Annotated in this window: 12 protein-coding genes and 1 pseudogene; 7 read left to right on the plus strand and 6 right to left on the minus strand. The window is 68.0% G+C overall.

Annotated elements, in window-relative coordinates:
- Positions 1 to 15 precede the first annotated feature (15 nt).
- Genes JOF56_RS44130 through JOF56_RS44145 form a run of 4 tightly spaced genes read left to right on the plus strand, consistent with a single transcriptional unit; the run spans position 16 to position 6,095 of the window.
- Entirely contained in the window at positions 16 to 1,230 is a 1,215-nt protein-coding gene (locus JOF56_RS44130; RefSeq protein ID WP_307855529.1) for an ATP-grasp domain-containing protein, read from the plus strand.
- Complete coding sequence (locus JOF56_RS44135; RefSeq protein WP_307855530.1) at positions 1,196 to 2,269, plus strand: GntG family PLP-dependent aldolase; 1,074 nt, start codon at positions 1,196 to 1,198, stop codon at positions 2,267 to 2,269. Before JOF56_RS44130 ends, JOF56_RS44135 begins: the two co-directional genes overlap by 35 nt.
- The gene (locus JOF56_RS44140; RefSeq protein ID WP_209645517.1) at positions 2,266 to 4,296 is read left to right on the plus strand and encodes a non-ribosomal peptide synthetase; all 2,031 of its coding nucleotides are present in this window, start codon (positions 2,266 to 2,268) and stop codon (positions 4,294 to 4,296) included. Before JOF56_RS44135 ends, JOF56_RS44140 begins: the two co-directional genes overlap by 4 nt.
- Positions 4,293 to 6,095: a condensation domain-containing protein gene (locus tag JOF56_RS44145; protein ID WP_209645518.1), complete on the plus strand. Its 1,803-nt coding sequence runs from the start codon at positions 4,293 to 4,295 to the stop codon at positions 6,093 to 6,095. The genes JOF56_RS44140 and JOF56_RS44145 overlap by 4 nt, the downstream gene beginning before the upstream one ends.
- Here the strand turns inward: JOF56_RS44145 and JOF56_RS44150 are convergent.
- From JOF56_RS44150 to JOF56_RS44175, 6 genes are all read right to left on the minus strand, one after another.
- The gene (locus JOF56_RS44150; RefSeq protein WP_209645519.1) at positions 6,056 to 7,594 is read right to left on the minus strand and encodes an amino acid adenylation domain-containing protein; all 1,539 of its coding nucleotides are present in this window, start codon (positions 7,592 to 7,594) and stop codon (positions 6,056 to 6,058) included. The two genes, JOF56_RS44145 and JOF56_RS44150, sit on opposite strands and share 40 nt — an antisense overlap.
- Positions 7,591 to 8,487 (minus strand): thioesterase domain-containing protein, encoded by an 897-nt coding sequence (locus JOF56_RS44155; protein WP_209645520.1) that lies wholly within the window; start codon positions 8,485 to 8,487, stop codon positions 7,591 to 7,593. Before JOF56_RS44155 ends, JOF56_RS44150 begins: the two co-directional genes overlap by 4 nt.
- Entirely contained in the window at positions 8,471 to 9,958 is a 1,488-nt protein-coding gene (locus tag JOF56_RS44160) for an AMP-binding protein (RefSeq protein WP_209645521.1), read from the minus strand. Before JOF56_RS44160 ends, JOF56_RS44155 begins: the two co-directional genes overlap by 17 nt.
- Before the next feature lie 10 nt (positions 9,959 to 9,968).
- Positions 9,969 to 10,508, minus strand: a complete 540-nt coding sequence (locus JOF56_RS44165) for a phosphopantetheine-binding protein (RefSeq protein WP_209645522.1) — start codon at positions 10,506 to 10,508, stop codon at positions 9,969 to 9,971.
- Positions 10,509 to 10,566: 58 nt separating this feature from the next.
- A complete protein-coding gene (locus JOF56_RS44170; RefSeq protein ID WP_209645523.1) occupies positions 10,567 to 12,309 on the minus strand; it encodes a condensation domain-containing protein in 1,743 nt (580 codons plus the stop codon).
- Between the two features lie 249 nt (positions 12,310 to 12,558).
- Complete coding sequence (locus tag JOF56_RS44175; protein ID WP_209645524.1) at positions 12,559 to 13,359, minus strand: aspartate/glutamate racemase family protein; 801 nt, start codon at positions 13,357 to 13,359, stop codon at positions 12,559 to 12,561.
- Between the two features lie 179 nt (positions 13,360 to 13,538).
- Between JOF56_RS44175 and JOF56_RS44180 the strand changes: the two genes are divergently transcribed.
- The 3 genes and pseudogenes from JOF56_RS44180 to JOF56_RS58745 all read left to right on the plus strand — a co-directional run bounded on the left by JOF56_RS44180 (position 13,539) and on the right by JOF56_RS58745 (position 15,092).
- Positions 13,539 to 13,751 (plus strand): hypothetical protein, encoded by a 213-nt coding sequence (locus JOF56_RS44180; protein WP_209645525.1) that lies wholly within the window; start codon positions 13,539 to 13,541, stop codon positions 13,749 to 13,751.
- A gap of 187 nt (positions 13,752 to 13,938) precedes the next feature.
- On the plus strand, positions 13,939 to 14,274 hold the full coding sequence (locus tag JOF56_RS58740; protein ID WP_281065583.1) for a DUF3140 domain-containing protein: 336 nt from the start codon (positions 13,939 to 13,941) through the stop codon (positions 14,272 to 14,274).
- A gap of 173 nt (positions 14,275 to 14,447) precedes the next feature.
- Positions 14,448 to 15,092 (plus strand): annotated as a pseudogene (locus JOF56_RS58745) (arginine deiminase family protein).
- Positions 15,093 to 15,235: the final 143 nt, after the last annotated feature.

Below are 15,235 nucleotides of genomic sequence, written 5' to 3' on the forward strand. Positions count from 1 at the left end.
CCCTGGTTTGTCTTGGTGGAGAGCAACACCACAGGCACCGGCAAGGACTTCGCGGAGTCGGCCCGGCGGCACGGGCTGCGGCCGGTACTGCTTGCCCGCTCCCCTGCCCGATATCCCTACGCAGCCGAACTGGGCCTGGACACCCGCGAGGTGGACACTTGTTGTGCCGCAACGGTGACAGCGGTCTGCCGCCAGTTGATGCCGACGGGTCTCGCCGGTGTCACCAGCAGCAGCGAGTACTTCATGCACACCGCAGCGTCGGTCGCCGCTGAGCTGGGTCTGCCGGGGCCCGACCCGGCGGCCGTCGCGCGGTGCCGGGACAAGGCCACACAACGACAATGGCTGGCTAGTCACGGCGTGCCGGTGCCCGACTTCGCGGTGTGCCAGACGCGGGTACAGGCGCACGATGCCGCCTGGACCATGGCGTCGCCGGTGGTGGTCAAACCCTTACGAGGCTCTGGATCTGAGGGCGTGCGCGCCTGTGCCGACCCGTACACCGCCGCGAGCTGGGCAGAGCATCTGCTTGCCGGCGACGATATCGACAAGGTGCTGGTGGAGCGTGAGATCAGCGGGCCGGAGTTCTCCGTGGAGCTCGTCGACGGCGAGGTCGCCGGAATCACCGCCAAGCACCTGGGCGCCAAGCCGTACTTCGTGGAGACCGGGCACGACTTCCCCGCTCCGGTGGCTGTCCACGTCGCGGAGCGGCTCGGCTCGGTGGCTCGCGATTCGGTGCACGCACTCGGGCTCACGACCGGTCCAGCGCATATGGAACTGCGGCTGGAGGATTCGGGCGACCCGTACGTCATCGAAGTCAACCCTCGCCTCGCCGGCGGGCTCATCCCCCGGCTGGTGCGTCATGCGACCGGGCGAGACCTGGTCGGTGAAGTGGTGGCCGGCCTGTCCGGGCGGCCGGTCCGTCCGGTGGGCACGGGCGACCGCTACGCGTCGATCCGGTTCCTCGTGCCACCCCGGTCCGGTGTCGTGCGTGCGGTGACCGGCCTGGACCTGGCTCGCGAGCTGCCCGGCGTCGTCGAGACGAGCTGCGCGGCGACCGCCGGGACAACGATCCATATCGGACACTCCTTCGCCGACCGCAAGGGCTACGTGATCGCGCTGAGCGGTGACGGCGAAACCGCCGGCAAGATCGCCGACCGGGCTGTCGCGGCGATCGCCATCGAGTACCTACCGCCCGGGAGTGATCACAGTGCCGATCATCGAACTACGCAGTGACACCTTCACCCGGCCCACGCCGGACATGCTCGCCGCCATGGCCACCGCGCCGCTCGGCGACGACGTCTACGGCGAGGACCCGACCGTGCGGCTGCTCGAGGAGAAGGCCTCGGACGCGATGGGCAAGCCGGCCGCGTGCCTGATGCCAAGTGGCACGATGGCAAACCTCGCCGCGCTCACCGCGCATGCCCCGAGAGGCAGCCGGGTCCTGGCCGGCCGCGACTCCGACATCTATGTGTACGAGGCGCACGGGGTCTCGGTGTGCAGTGGGGTCGCGCTGGACCCGATCGCCGTCGACGACCTCGGCCGGCCGAGGCTGGCAGACCTGGCGGCAGCGCTGCCGGAGGACTGGGACGACCCGCAGTTCTCGCTGCCCGCCGTGGTGTGCGTGGAGAACACTGCAAACCGGGCTGGCGGGATCCCACTCGGGCCGCCTGACTTGGTGGACATAGCCGAGTTCGCACGGGACCACCGGATGGCGGTGCACATGGACGGCGCACGGATCTTCAACGCCGCGGTGGCGCTGCGGGTCCCCGCCCGGGAGTTGGCGCGGTACGCCGACTCGGTGCAGTTCTGCCTGTCCAAGGGGTTGTCGGCGCCGATCGGCTCGGTCGTGGCCGGCCAGGCCGGGTTCATCAACCGGGTGCGCCGGGTGCGCAAGATGCTGGGTGGCGGCATGCGCCAAGCCGGCGTGATCGCCGCGGCCGGGATCATCGCGCTGGACACCATGGTCGACCGGCTGGCCGAGGATCACGCGCACGCCCGGCTACTGGCCGAAGGGCTCGACCAGATCGACGGTATCAGTGCCGATCCGGCGCGGGTGCGTACCAACATCGTCATGTGCAAGGTCGACGAGCCCGGCCCGCCGCACGCGACGCTCATCGCGCTGGCGGCCGAGCGCGGTGTCCGGCTCGCCGAACTGGGCAAGGGGCAGCTTCGCGCGGTGACCCACCGGGAGATCACCCGCGACGACATCGACCGCGCGGTGCACATCATCGGTGCCGTCGTGCGCGACTGGCGAAAGGAACAAGCCGCATGAGCACGTTCGCACCGGCGCAGACCGAGTTCCGGGCCGTGACACTGCCGGACGGGGTGTGCCGCAGGCTCGCGGCCGTCGGCCGGGACTGCGACGCGACGCTGGACGACGTCCTGCTCGCGGTCTTCCAGGTACTCGCCGGGCGGTGGTCCGGACCTCGCGATCTCCGGGTCATCGGCTCGGTCAGCGGCGCCGCGCTCGTACTGCCCGCCGGGCTTTCGGGGTCTGTCCGGTTCGACGAACTCGTGCGGCGGGTGCGCCAGGCAGGCAGCCGCCCGGCCCGCCCTGACGCGGCGCTGCTGTTCACTCCCGAGCCGGACGGCGGGCGGTTCGGCCACCGGCCCGAGATCGTCGGCCCGGACCTGGTCGAGTCGCTCGCAGAGGGATACACGCGGTTATGCGAACAGATCGCGGCCGGCTGCTCTGTGCGGCTCGCCGACCTCGATGTACTCGGGCCACAGCTGCGCCACGACCTGGTGCACGGGCGCAACTCGACCACGACGAACTACCCCTTCGCCGAGGACTGCCTGCACCAGCTGGTAGAGCGGCAGGCGGATCAGTGTCCACATGAGACCGCAGTGACGTTCGGCCCGGACCGGCTCACCTACCGGGAGCTGGACTCGGCAGCCAACCGGTTGGCGCATCACCTGATCGCCCTCGGAGTGGGCCCCGACGTCGCGGTGTGCGTGCTGCTGGACCGTTCGATCGACTTGGTGGTCGGCCTGCTCGCCGTGCTCAAGGCAGGCGGGTGCTACGTGCCGCTCGAACCGTCCTATCCGGCCTCCCGGCTGGCGTTCATGGCCGCCGAGACGGCAGCACCGGTGCTGCTCACCCGCTCGGACCTGGCCGACCGGGTACCGGCCGCCGCGTGGACGGTGGTCACCATCGACACTGACCGGGAGCAGATCGCCCAGCAGCCGTCGCACCGGCCGGCCAGCACTGTCACACCGGACAACCTGGCCTACGTCATCTACACGTCCGGCTCCACCGGCACGCCCAAGGGCGTGATGGCGCTGCACCGCGGCGTAGTGCACTACCTCGCCTGGTGTGGCTGGAAATACCGGGCACACGAAGGCACCGGCGCGCCAGTGCATTCACCCGTGTCCTTCGACCTGACGGTGACTGGGCTGTTCCTGCCATTGGTGTACGGCCGTACGGTCACCCTGATCCCGGAGGATGAGCATCCTGTCGTCGGCCTCAGTGACCGGTTGGCCGACGACGCCGACTACACGTTCGTCAAGCTGACTCCCGGCCACCTGCCCCTGCTGGCGCAGTGCGTGTCGGAGTCCGCGACGACCGCCGCGGCCGGAGCTCGCTGGCTGGTCGTCGGCGGCGAGCAGCTCACCGCCGAGCAGCTGGCGTTCTGGCGGGAGAACGCCCCGCATGTCATGGTGGCCAACGAGTACGGCCACACCGAGACGTCAGTGGCATGCGTGATGGAGTGCCGGCCGGCCGGGGAGCTGACCTCGTCGCCGGTCTCCATTGGACGTCCATTTTGGAACACCCAGCTGTACGTGGTCGACGAGGAACTGAGCCTCGTGCCGCCCGGTGTGCCCGGGGAGTGCCTGACCGGCGGGATCGGCGTGACCCGGGGCTACTGGAACCGGCCGGCTCTGACCGCCGAGAAGTTCATCCCCAACCCGTTCGGCACGGGCCGTGTCTACCGCAGCGGCGACGTCGTCAGGTATCTGCCCGACGGACGGCTGGAGTTCGTCGCGCGGCTCGACCGGCAACTGAAGGTGCGCGGCTTCCGGGTCGAACCGGGCGAGATCGAGGCGAGAGTCATGGCGTATCCAGGGGTTCGCCAGGCTGTGGTGGCCATCCGCCAGGACCACCGTGAGACCCCGCGGCTGACCGCCTACGTCGAGTCGGCGCAGCCGGTGTCCACAAAGGAGCTAGGTGCCTTCGTGCGGGAACTGTTGCCGGAGTACATGGTCCCGGAGTCGGTGATCACACTCGACACGTTCCCACTCACCCCGAACGGCAAGATCGACCACAGCCGGCTGGCAGGCCTGGATCTGGTGAGATGACAGTGAGTCCACCCACCGGAACCGGTGCGCCACGGCGCCGCGTGCAGCTGACGCCGCTGCGCTCGATCCCGGTCGGCTTCACCGGGCGACGGGCCGCTGAGGGGCCGATGACCTTCGGCCAGCTCAACATCCTGCAGTGGCTGAGCGGCACACCCGGGCACGTCCCCGCGACCGTCTGCGATGAGCTCGAAGTGTCCGGCGAGACGTCGGTGGGCGACGTGGCGGAGATCATCGCCGTGTTGCTTGGCAGGCACGAAGGGCTGCGCACCTCGTACGTGACCGGTGAACGCCCACGTCAGCTGGTCGTCGACGCCGGTGTGCTGATGCTCGATGTCTGCTCGCTCGGCGAGGCAGGGTGGGGCGCGGCGGACCGGCCTGCCGTGGCCAAGGCGCTCATCCGGTGGCTGTCCGCCCGGGAAACGCCCGGCATGACGGACTTTCCGGTGCGGGTAGCCGTTGCCGTCGTGGACGAGCGGGTCATCGCCTGCGCCGCGGAGTTCTCTCTCATGGCGGTGGACTACCAGGCGTTGGGAATCGTCAGGCGCGAGTTCGCCGAGATGATCCGCGACCGGTCCGCGCGGCAGGTGGGTGAACCGCGCCACCAGCCCCTGGACCAGGCCGGGCTGGAGGCCACGCCTGCCGCGCGACACCAGGCGGCGACAACGCTGTGTTACTGGCAGGATCAGCTGGAGCGGATGCCTCGGCACCTGTATGTGCCCAGTGCCGGGCCGACCGGCCAGTCATTGTCGGTGGAACTGTCGTCCGTGGCCGCCGCGATGGCGGTGCGCGCGGTGGCTGCGCGCACACGCGCCAGCGGGTCGAGCATCGTCCTCGCCGCGATCTGTGCCGTGCTCGCGCAACGCACCGGCCACCAGGAGCTGGTGTTCCCCCTGCTGTCGGGCAATCGCTTCGAACGCCGCCTGTCGCGGTATGTCGGCACGTTGGTCCAGGCCTGCGTCGCCACGGTCGAGGTCAGCAGGGCGAGCTTCGACGCGCTGGTCACACAGACCTGGACGTCGGTCATCGAGGCATGCCGCTACGGCAGGTACAACGCGTTTGATCGCGTGGCGGTAGGCAAGCGAATCGAACACGAACGGGGTCTCTGCTTCTCGTACGAGCCGTTGTTCAACAGTCTCGTGGCCGAGTCCTTGCCTGCGTTCAACGCCGGGGCCGAGTGCCGCCTGGAACAGGTGAACGCCGCGCTGCGGCAGACCGAGCTGCGATGGCGGCCGGTGCCGGGCTTCCAGGCGCCGGTCAGGTTCGGGCTCACCCAGGTCGAGGGCGTTGTCCGGCTGGAGTCGTGGAGCGCGGACTCGGGCAAGGTGCCCCGCACCGAGATGGAGTCACTGCTGCTCGCCGTCGAACGCCTGCTCGTGGCCGCGGCCCACAGTGACCTGGACGCCGGCCGGATTCGCGAAGTGATCAGTCTCGACCCGATCTCCCGCGGACCGGACTGGACTCTCGTCGATTCCTGCTGGGTGGACCTCGTCGAGGCACAGCGCCTCCTCGACGAGGCACTCGCGCCCGCGGCGGCCCGGCTCTTCCCTTCCGTCGGTGGCCGGCCACTGGTCGCGTACCTGGTCGCGACCGAATCCGTCAGCACCCCCGAACAGGCCCATGCCCGATGCATGGCCGCCCTGCCCAACCACCCTGACGCCCTCACCCCACGCCACTACGTACTGTGCGCGGCCACTCCGCTCGACCCAGCCAACCTCAATACCTGGCACTCGGTCCTCAGCGCCGGTACCGGCCGCGTGGATCAGCAGTCGGCGGATGCGTTGGACAGCAGCCTGCGGTAGTCGGTCTTCCCACTGGCCGCGGTGGTGGGCAGGGTCTTCGTGACAACAAATCTGGCCGGTACCGCCGCCACCGGCAGCCGCTCGTACAGACGCGTACGCAGGTCCGTGGGAATCATGGAGGATCCGGCTTCCAGCACAAGATGGGCGGTCAGGTGAGGCGGCCCGCCGTTCGGGTCTGGGCTGACGACCACTGCGGCGTGGTCGATGCCTGGCTGTTGCTCGAGAACGGCTTCCACCGCACGCAGGTGCACGCGAACGCCGTACAGCTTGACCTGGTCGTCGGCCCGGCCATCGAAATGCAGGACACCGTCCTGGTCGAGATGGCCGAGGTCCCCGGTATGGAAGATCGTGTCCTCTGGATGGTCCGCCGCAACGGTGAATCGCGCGCGCTCGTCGGCGGTCGCGTCGAGATAGCCGCCGCTGCCGTACGGGGTCCGGATGACTATCTCGCCGCTTTCGCCGGTCCGGGAGTGCTGCCCGTCGGCCGACTCGATCCAGGCGAGGCTGTCCGCGATCGGCCGTCCGAGCGGCTGGATGCCTGGCGTGGCGGGCTCTGGGACCTCGTACCAGCAGCGAATGAGGGTCGTCTCGGTCGGGCCGTACAGGTTGATGATCGTGCCGTTGTACTGCAACTGGTCACGCCATCGCTCGATGAAAGCGGACTTGAGGGCTTCGCCGCTGAAGAGCAGCAGCCGTAGGTCGGGCACGCGCAGCTCTGGAGAAGCAGCCCGCAGCCAGGCCCGGGCGACAGTGGGGACGGCGTGCATCACGGTGATGCGTTCGCTGGAAACCCAAGGCAGCAGGGATGCCGGCGGCATCGGTCCGGCAGCCGGGAGACAGAGCGTCGCGCCTGAGGTCAACGGCAGGAAGACCTCGCGCAGGCTGAGATCGAACTCCACGGAGGCGAGGTGCGCCACCCGGTCGCCGGGTCCGACTTCGAAAGTTGTGCGCTGCCAATGCAGGAAGTGGGCGAGGCTGCGATGGCGGCCGATGATCCCTTTGGGACGTCCGGTCGTACCGGAGGTGAGGAAGAGGTACGCCGACTCGTCTGACGGCGGGACGTGCTGGGCCGCCAGCTCGCACATGCCAGTGCCGAACTCGATGTCGGCGATGCGGACGACCGGGATCTGCAATCCCGTCGGCACGGCGGTATCACCGACGGCGACCACGTGGTCGGCTCGATCGAGAATGTCGCGCTGGCGGGCCACCGGCAGCGCCGGGTCAGCGGGAACAAGCACCGCCCGGATGGCGAGCACGGCCGTCCACACCGCGACAAGCGTGAATCCGCGGGGACCCATTACCGCGACCCGCTGACCGCCGGCCACGCCGGCAGCGCTCAGCTTTCCGGCGACAACGGCGGCGGCATCGACCAGTTGCCGATAGGTCCATTGCCGCGAGTTCTGGGTGATCGCCGGCGCATCGGGACACACGCCCGCCCAGGTGGCGATCTTAGTCGGCACTCCCGGAAACGCCCGGCGTTCCAACGCCCCGCCGGTCACGGCCGCACCTCGATCCGGGACCTGAGTTGGCGGCCGAGTTCGTCATCAGTGGCACAGACGTGCACCCGACATGAGGCCACCGCGCCCCAGTCCAGGTCCGGCGATTGGCTGTCTGCCACCCGGAAGAGGTCAATCGTGCCGGGGTACACCTCCGGCGAGTAGCTGCGGGCCGCGATGTCGTTGGCCTGCCGTACGCGCGCCGCGCGCTGGAGGAAGTCCTCGGTTTCGTTCGGCACGTGTGCCCGCCCGATCGACGCCCCCGGCATGAGAGCGGGATCGATGACGGCGAGCAACCGCACCTGTGCGCCGGAGCCGGCCAGTTGCCGGGCCATCTCCAAGGCGATCACCGACCCGGTCGAGCAGCCGCCCAGGCAGTAAGGGCCGTCCGGCTCGACCGATCTGATGGCCTCGACATACCGGCCGGCCAGCGCCGGGATCGCCGCGAGGGGCTCCTCGCCGGAGTAAAGGCCGATGGCCTGTAAGCCGAACACGGCGAACTCGTCGCCCAGTGCGTCCGACAGCCCGCAGTACGGATCAACCTGCCCAGAGACCGGATGCACCAGGAACAACGGCGGATGGTCCTTCTCGCCGTACTGGATTTCGACCAGCGGGCCGGGCAATCGTGCGCCCAGGCCCCGCAGCTGTGCCGCCAGCTTCTCGATGTCCGGGCAGTTCGTCACCACGTTCAGCGGGAGCTGGATCCCGAACTCCTGCAACACGGCGTCGACGACTCTCGCGGCGTCGAGCGAGTTCCCGCCCATGGCGAAGAAGTTGTCCCGGATCCCGGCCGGGAACCCGAGCACTTCCCGCCAGCACTGGGAAAGCCAGATCTCCAGGGGGTCACGGGGATGGATCCGGCGGTAGCCGACGGGATCGTCAACGGATGGACGCATCGCGTTCACCGCCCCTGCCCGATTCGGCCAGCCGCCAGCGTTGGACCTTCCCGGCCGCCGAACGCGGGATCTCCTCGACGAACGTCACCTGTTTGGGGATCTTGTGGGTCGCCAGCCGCTGTCCGCAGTGCGCGATCAGCTCGCCGTTGCTCATGGTCGAGGACGGCTTCAGCATGACGTGCACGCCGACCACGAATCCGAGCGTTTCGTGCGGAACACCCACCGCGACTGTGTCAAGTACCTTGGGATGGCCCAGTACCACCGTCTCCACCTCACTCGGGTCGACCTTCTCCCCGCCCACGTTGATGACGTCGTGCTTGCGCGGCTCCAGAAAGAGGTAGCCGTCGCGGTCGACCCGGCCGCGGTCACCAACTGTGGCAAACCCGTCCACTGTGGTCTCCGGCATCCGGTTGTCGACGTACCCGCGCCGTTCGGGACGTCCCGGGCTACGCATGAACACGGTTCCGACCGTCCCCGGCGGAACGCGGCGGCGGTTGTCGTCCATGATCGCTATCTGGGTGAGCACCCCGCGACCTACTGTTCCGGGGCGAGCCAGCCATTCGTCGCCACGCACTAGTGTTACGCCGATGTCCTCCGTCGCGCCGTACAGTTCGTAAAGCCGTTGTGCGCCAAGAAGATCGATCCATCCGCGCTTGGTGTCCGCGTCGCAGCGCGCGGCCGTGTGCAGCACGGCTTTGATGCTGGCGAAACTCGCCGAATCCGGCCGCAGCCGCAGTATCTCGCGCATATGGGTCGGGGTGAGCTGCATCCATTCGATCTGGTGACCGGCCACCAGGCGGATCGTCCACGACGGCGCGAAGAACGGCTGCAGGACGGTGGTGTTCCGGTCGAGCAGCGCATCCAGGAACACGGTGAAGGGCGCTGCGTGGTAAAGGGGTCCCACGATCAGTTGCCGCTGCCCCGCACGCCACCCGGTGTTGCGGATCGCCATCGCGGGCGTGCGGGCGGGGTCGTAACCGAGTGGGTCACGATGCATCGATATCTTCGGTACCCCGGAGCTTCCCCCAGTCGCCAGCATGAAGGCGGGAGCGGCCTCCGGCCACGGCTTCGGTGCTGTCCCAGCCGCCCTCCCGATGTCGGCTTCGTGTAGCTGATGACGGCCGTCCATGACATGCACGCGCCCGAACCGCCGGCCGAGAAAGCTGAAGATGCCCGCTCTTTCAGCCGGTGGCGCGGCGGGATTCAACGGGAAAAGGGGCAGCTCCGCGGAAAGCACGGCCGCGATGCCAATTGCGGAGTGGACAGTGTTGGCTGCCTCCACGACGACGCACGGCGTGTCTCGCCGATCCGGCAACGCCCGCAGCAAGCCGACGAGATCGTCCGTCATTTCGGCGAGCTCGCGCCAGGACAACGACTGCTCGGCCAGTTCTGTGTCGAAGCCGACCAGTGCGGTCTCCCCGGGCGCCATCCGTGCGATGTCCGCGATCCGTTGCCGGACAGAAGTCCTCATCGCCACGGGATCACTCGCGCTCGGTGCTGACGAGGGATGCGTCCGCGCGGAGCAGGTCGGCCAGCCGCCGTACGCACGAGGCGTTCATGAACTCGTACACGTCCAGCGACCGGTCGAACTCGGCCTCGATGGCCGAGATGATGCCGAGCGCCGACAGCGAATCCCCGCCCAGTTCCAGGAAATCGTCGTGCACGCCGACCGAGGGCAGCTCGATGAGCTCGGCCCAGATGGCCGCCAGGCGGCTTTCGACTTCGTCCCGGGGGTGTGCGTACAACGTGCATCTACCGTCCGCGATCGCCGCCTCGACGTAGCCGGCATCGACCGTCCCGTCGACCATCGGCAGCGTCTCCACAACAAGCACACCCGCCAGCGCGGCCACACCGAACTGCTGGTTGACGTAGTCACGCAGGACCGGCCCACTCCAGTACTCACGCAACTCGACAACCGCCACGACCAGCTCCTGCCCGTCGAGGCAGACGATCACGGTATCGGCTTGTTCGACGCCGGGATGTCGGCCGAGTACTCCGGAGATCTCCGACAGCGATGCCATTTCCCTTCTCCTCCTGCACTTGGCCCTGTTTGTTCCCGGCCGGCACAGCGCCGGCCGGTCAGCTCTCACCTGGTGATCGCCCGTCCCCGGACCGAAGCACGCGCCACTGCGACCGGTCAGCCGGATCGGCCGGCATCGCCGCGCACATCACGTAATGGCGCGGAGCGATCGCGGTGGGATGGCCCGCGAGCGCGGCCATGTATCGGGCATGGGCCTGTTCGGGGGTGCGGACGGATTCGCTCTCGGCCAGATAGGCGACCAGTTGCCGGTCGCCGGCCTGTGCGAAGACCTTGGCCACATCCGGGCCGAACGCCTCGTCGAGCACACGCTGCACCTCGGCCGGTTCGACCCAGCACGAGTCGGCCAGCACCCAGTCCGGTCCCCTGGTGATCGGTTCGAGCCGCACCGCCGCCCGGATCTCCTCGGCGCTCAGGTCACCGGCCGCGGCCGCCACGAGCAGGTTCTCCACAGCCAGCAGCAGGGACCGCAGTTCGTCCGGGCTCACCCGGCGGGTGTCCCCGGTCCACAGATCCAGCCGCAGGACGTGATCGGCCTGGCACAGGTCGAAACGCAGCTGCGACGAACCAGCCGGCATCGGCCGCAGGCTCACCGACGTGGACCGCCGGGCCTGTTCGATCGCCGCGGGCGAGCTGTCCCGGCTCGGGACTCCGGTCTCGGCAGCAACGCTGTTGAACAGCGGCTCGTAGTTGAAACGCACGCCGCGGTCATGCTCGATCCGCCGCGCCATCTCGACCCGGTGGAAAGCGTCGTAGCGGCTGTGCCGGCAGCTCTCCAGAACCGCAGTCCAGGCAGTCCGGACCAGCGCGTCGAAGTCGTGCCCGGCCACTGGCAGCACGGTCAGGCAGCCTTGGGCCAGGGTACCGACGTAGCCGGCGAGGCGCGGACCGAACCGGTTGCCGGCCAAGGCCGGGAACACCAGCTCCCGGTAGCCGGTGCGCTGGGCCAGCACGGCACCGACCGCGGCGAGCACGATGCTGGCCCGGCTGGTCCTGGTCCTGGCCGCGATCGCGGACGCCGCGAGCGCGCCTGCCACCGACGACAGGCCGGCGCATACCGAGTCGCCGCTCGGCGCTGTCCTCGGTGTCGCGTAGAGGCACTGCGGCATCCGGGACAGCTGTTCCCGCCAGTAGCGCAGCGCCATCTCGGCCTGCCGCCGTTGTGCCGGCGAAGACTCCAGTTCGGCCTGATCCAGCGGCTGGTGCCGGGGCAGGCCGGCTCGCCTGGCCGACCGGTCGGCGAGCATCTGCGCGAACTCCTGCTTGATGATCTCCACGGCCCCGAAGTCGGCGGCCAGGTGTGAGATGTCCATCGCGGCGGCCACCACTGTTCCGGTGTTCTCAGCGACGGCGATCCTCAGCGGCAGGCCGGCCGGGTCGAGGGGTTCGGCGCGCAACTGCCGCAGCAGCCGCTGGGCGATGGCCGACCGGTCCGGTCCGCTGCCGTCCGTCGAGCAGACGCCGAGCGTCAGCACACCGGAGTCCAGCACCTGCTGGGTCGGCGGGTCACCGTCGCGGTAGCGGGTGCGCAGGCCCTCGTGCCTGGCCAGCAGAACGGCAATGGTCTCGACAACGTCCGCGACCCCTACGTCCCCGCAGACGGCCAGTTCGGCGCCGATGGTGACGTACGGATGCCCGGACGCGTTGCGGAACCATTCCAGGATGTTGAGCTGGCCCAGTGTCATCGGCTTCTCGGCAGCCCGTTGCCCGGTGAACGCCACCGCGACCGGCTCCGGTGCGCTCAGCAGGATCGGTGGCCGCCGGAGCCGGCTGGACCGGGTCATGACCGCACGCTCCCGGTTCCCGCTGCGCGAATGCCGGAAGCGCGGGCACTCAGATGGACCGGACAGCCATGGTTCGAATGCGGTTCACGGCATTCGGCCGGATTCCAGGCGATCTGCATGAGGTCTCCTACCCCGTATCCCCAGATACACAACTAAACGCATGGAATAACGAAAAGTCAAGCATTGCCGTACGCTCGAAAAGCGATCGCGAACCAATACCGAACCGATAGATGCCTGCGGTCGAATGTTTTACTTCACAGTGGCACGGCGCGGCCGCATTCCTTTCACGGGCCCGCCGATGACCTCGCCGGGCCCGCACAATTGCAGCCGTCTGACACATTCGGCGGCCAGCGCCTGGGTGCTGTCCACCGCCGGCCGCCGATGCCGGCTCAGCGGCCGGATCAGGGAGAGTTCGGTGCACGCCAGCAGCGGTGGCCACGCGTCCGGCAGCCCGTCAAGCACCTCGTCGAACAGGCGCGTGGCGTCGCCGAGACAGCCCGCCTTGGCCATCTCGATACATTCGTGCACGCGGCGGGCAGTGCCGGGATCCGGCTCCCGCAGCGGGTATCCGCGTTTGTCGGCGTGGCGCTGGTAGCCACCGCTGATCAGGCATCCGTCTGTGGCGAGCAGCCATGCTCCGGTCGGCGCGCGCACCTGCGCGGCGTCCAGGGCGGCCGCCACTGTGTGCACGACAGGGACCGGGATCGCGGCAACGGACTCGTCGATGAAGGCGAACGCCGTGTTGCAAACAACCGCGAGCAGGTCCGCTCCCCAAACCGCCAACTGGGCCAGCGACTCACTCAGGTACGGCGTCGGATCGGGGCCCGTGCCACGTAGCGCGGCCGTGCGGTCCGGAATGGCCGGCTCCGACAACAGGATGACGCGTGGATGGTCCTGGTCCCGCGTGGCAGGCCAACCGTCGGTGAACAGCCGCATGAACTCGACACCGGCGGCCGGGCCAAGGCCGCCCAGGACACCGAGTGTCGGACCGTCGCGTTTCGCTGTGCGGCCGTTGTCCAAATAGTGCTGCGCCGCGCCGAACCCATTCATGGTTGCCCCACAGTATCGGCCCCTATCCGTATCACCAGACACAACTAAACGCATCGAATGCCACCGAGTCAAGCACTGTCAAAACCCGGAAAACGATTCCGAACGAATACCGAACCGATAGCCGCGTACACGCAGGTGCCGGTCACAACGTGGTTGAGGTTTCCGCCTATCATTCTGTCATGGCAGACGATGAAGACGACACGCTTGATCCGCAGCCGAAACCGAACAGGCGATTGACTGTACGACCACGTGATTGGGGGCTCGGCTTGGCGGCCGGAGTCGCCCTCATCGCTGCGATTGTCGTGGTTCTGACCCTCGTGGTCGTCGTCCTCATCCATGGCGCCACCGTCTTCATCGGTTGGCTTATCGGCCAATCTGACATCCCGTGGTGACGGATCGCTCCACTGTGGCCAGTCAAGGGCCGGCCCAGCGATACCGGACGCGCGGGATCTCGTGTGTGTCAGTTGTGCGCTTCCCGCCAGTACGGCCATCCGACCGGGGCTACCCGGCCTTCATCGGACATACACACGGTTCGTTCGCCGCGATGCGGGTACGCCTGGAATCGAGGAGGTGAGGATCTTGGCCGAGTCACAGGTCGACGACGAACTGTGGGACGAGTTCCATCGGGTGGTGAACATGTCCTCCCGTGAGCTGAGTGACTGGTTACGCACCCGATCCGCCGAACCGGAGACCGAAGCGTTGCCCGACCAGGCCGGAACTCCCACCGGCCAGCAGGTACTGAGCATCCTGCGCAAACGCCGGACCGATCTGGACACCAACGACGTGCGTGTCATGCAGTCGGTGGTCGACCGGGTATTGGCCGAACGGCGAGACGACCTCGAACCCACGCAAGGACAAGCAAACTGGCGCCGACGTCTGATGTCGATCGGGCACGACCCGTTGAAGGCGCCGTAGGAACACTCTGCCGTTGCTTACGACGATCGGGTAAACCCGGGTTTTTCTCGCTCACCTTGGTTTGGGTAAAGGGTCGTGGTCTATCCCGCAGCGTGGAAGTTGTGGGGAGGCCATCGACGTGGCTCAACGAGCATCGGGTGGAGTCTGAGACAGGTAGATTACGCGCCGTGCTGGTGCACAGTCCGGGCAGCGAACTTTCGGAACTGGATCCCGACGATCACACCGATTTCCTGTTCGACGAGCTGGTTTGGCCGCAGCGGGCGTACGAGGAACACCAGGCGTTCACGGCGGTATTGCGTTCGCGGGGTGTCGCCGTTCTCGATCTGCGGGACGGTTTGGCTGACGTGTGTCAGGACCTGGCAGTCCGCGAACACCTGGCAGCACAGGCAATGGCTGCCGCACGGGTGCCGCCACGGGTCCGCGACAAGATCGGATCCTGGCTGGCACGGTTACCTCCCGAGAAGTTTGTGCGAACACTGTTGGGCGGGCTCGCCAGCACTGATGTCCCGCGGTCGGTTTCAGGGAAGCGTTCGCTCTGACACCACCGGCCGTGGCGGTTGCTGGAACCGTTGCCCAACCAGATGTTCGTGCGCGACAGCTCGGCCTGGTTCCGTGACGGTTACCTGCTTGGACGTATGCGTGCGGGAGTGCGGGCACGGGAGGTCTATCCGACGGCCGACACGTACTACAACGGCGCGAACGTGCCGGGAAAACCGCGGGTCTTCCTGACCTACATCGGCGGCGTCGGGGCCTACCGGGAACACTGCGACCAGGTCGCCGCCAAAGAGTACGAAGGGTTCGATCTGCTCCCGGCGTGAAACAGGGAAACACCACACGACGCACGTCGATCTCGCTGGAAGCGGTCAGCCACTTCCAACATGTGAACGTTCCGACGGCTCCGAACTACTCTTGACCGTCCATATTGGACATACTGCCGAACGACGCCACCCGTGACGGCACC

Origin of the sequence: Kibdelosporangium banguiense (assembly GCF_017876405.1) — a bacterium.
GTDB lineage: Bacteria > Actinomycetota > Actinomycetes > Mycobacteriales > Pseudonocardiaceae > Kibdelosporangium > Kibdelosporangium banguiense.

What these genes read in the sequence shown, in the direction of transcription:
- JOF56_RS44145 (WP_209645518.1), top strand. Translation starts at nt 4,293, where the DNA reads ATGACAGTGAGTCCACCCACCGGAACCGGTGCGCCACGGCGCCGCGTG.
- JOF56_RS44170 (WP_209645523.1), bottom strand. Translation starts at nt 12,309, where the DNA reads ATGACCCGGTCCAGCCGGCTCCGGCGGCCACCGATCCTGCTGAGCGCA.
- JOF56_RS44180 (WP_209645525.1), top strand. Translation starts at nt 13,539, where the DNA reads ATGGCAGACGATGAAGACGACACGCTTGATCCGCAGCCGAAACCGAAC.
- JOF56_RS44155 (WP_209645520.1), bottom strand. Translation starts at nt 8,487, where the DNA reads ATGCGTCCATCCGTTGACGATCCCGTCGGCTACCGCCGGATCCATCCC.
- JOF56_RS44140 (WP_209645517.1), top strand. Translation starts at nt 2,266, where the DNA reads ATGAGCACGTTCGCACCGGCGCAGACCGAGTTCCGGGCCGTGACACTG.
- JOF56_RS44160 (WP_209645521.1), bottom strand. Translation starts at nt 9,958, where the DNA reads ATGAGGACTTCTGTCCGGCAACGGATCGCGGACATCGCACGGATGGCG.
- JOF56_RS44175 (WP_209645524.1), bottom strand. Translation starts at nt 13,359, where the DNA reads ATGAATGGGTTCGGCGCGGCGCAGCACTATTTGGACAACGGCCGCACA.
- JOF56_RS44165 (WP_209645522.1), bottom strand. Translation starts at nt 10,508, where the DNA reads ATGGCATCGCTGTCGGAGATCTCCGGAGTACTCGGCCGACATCCCGGC.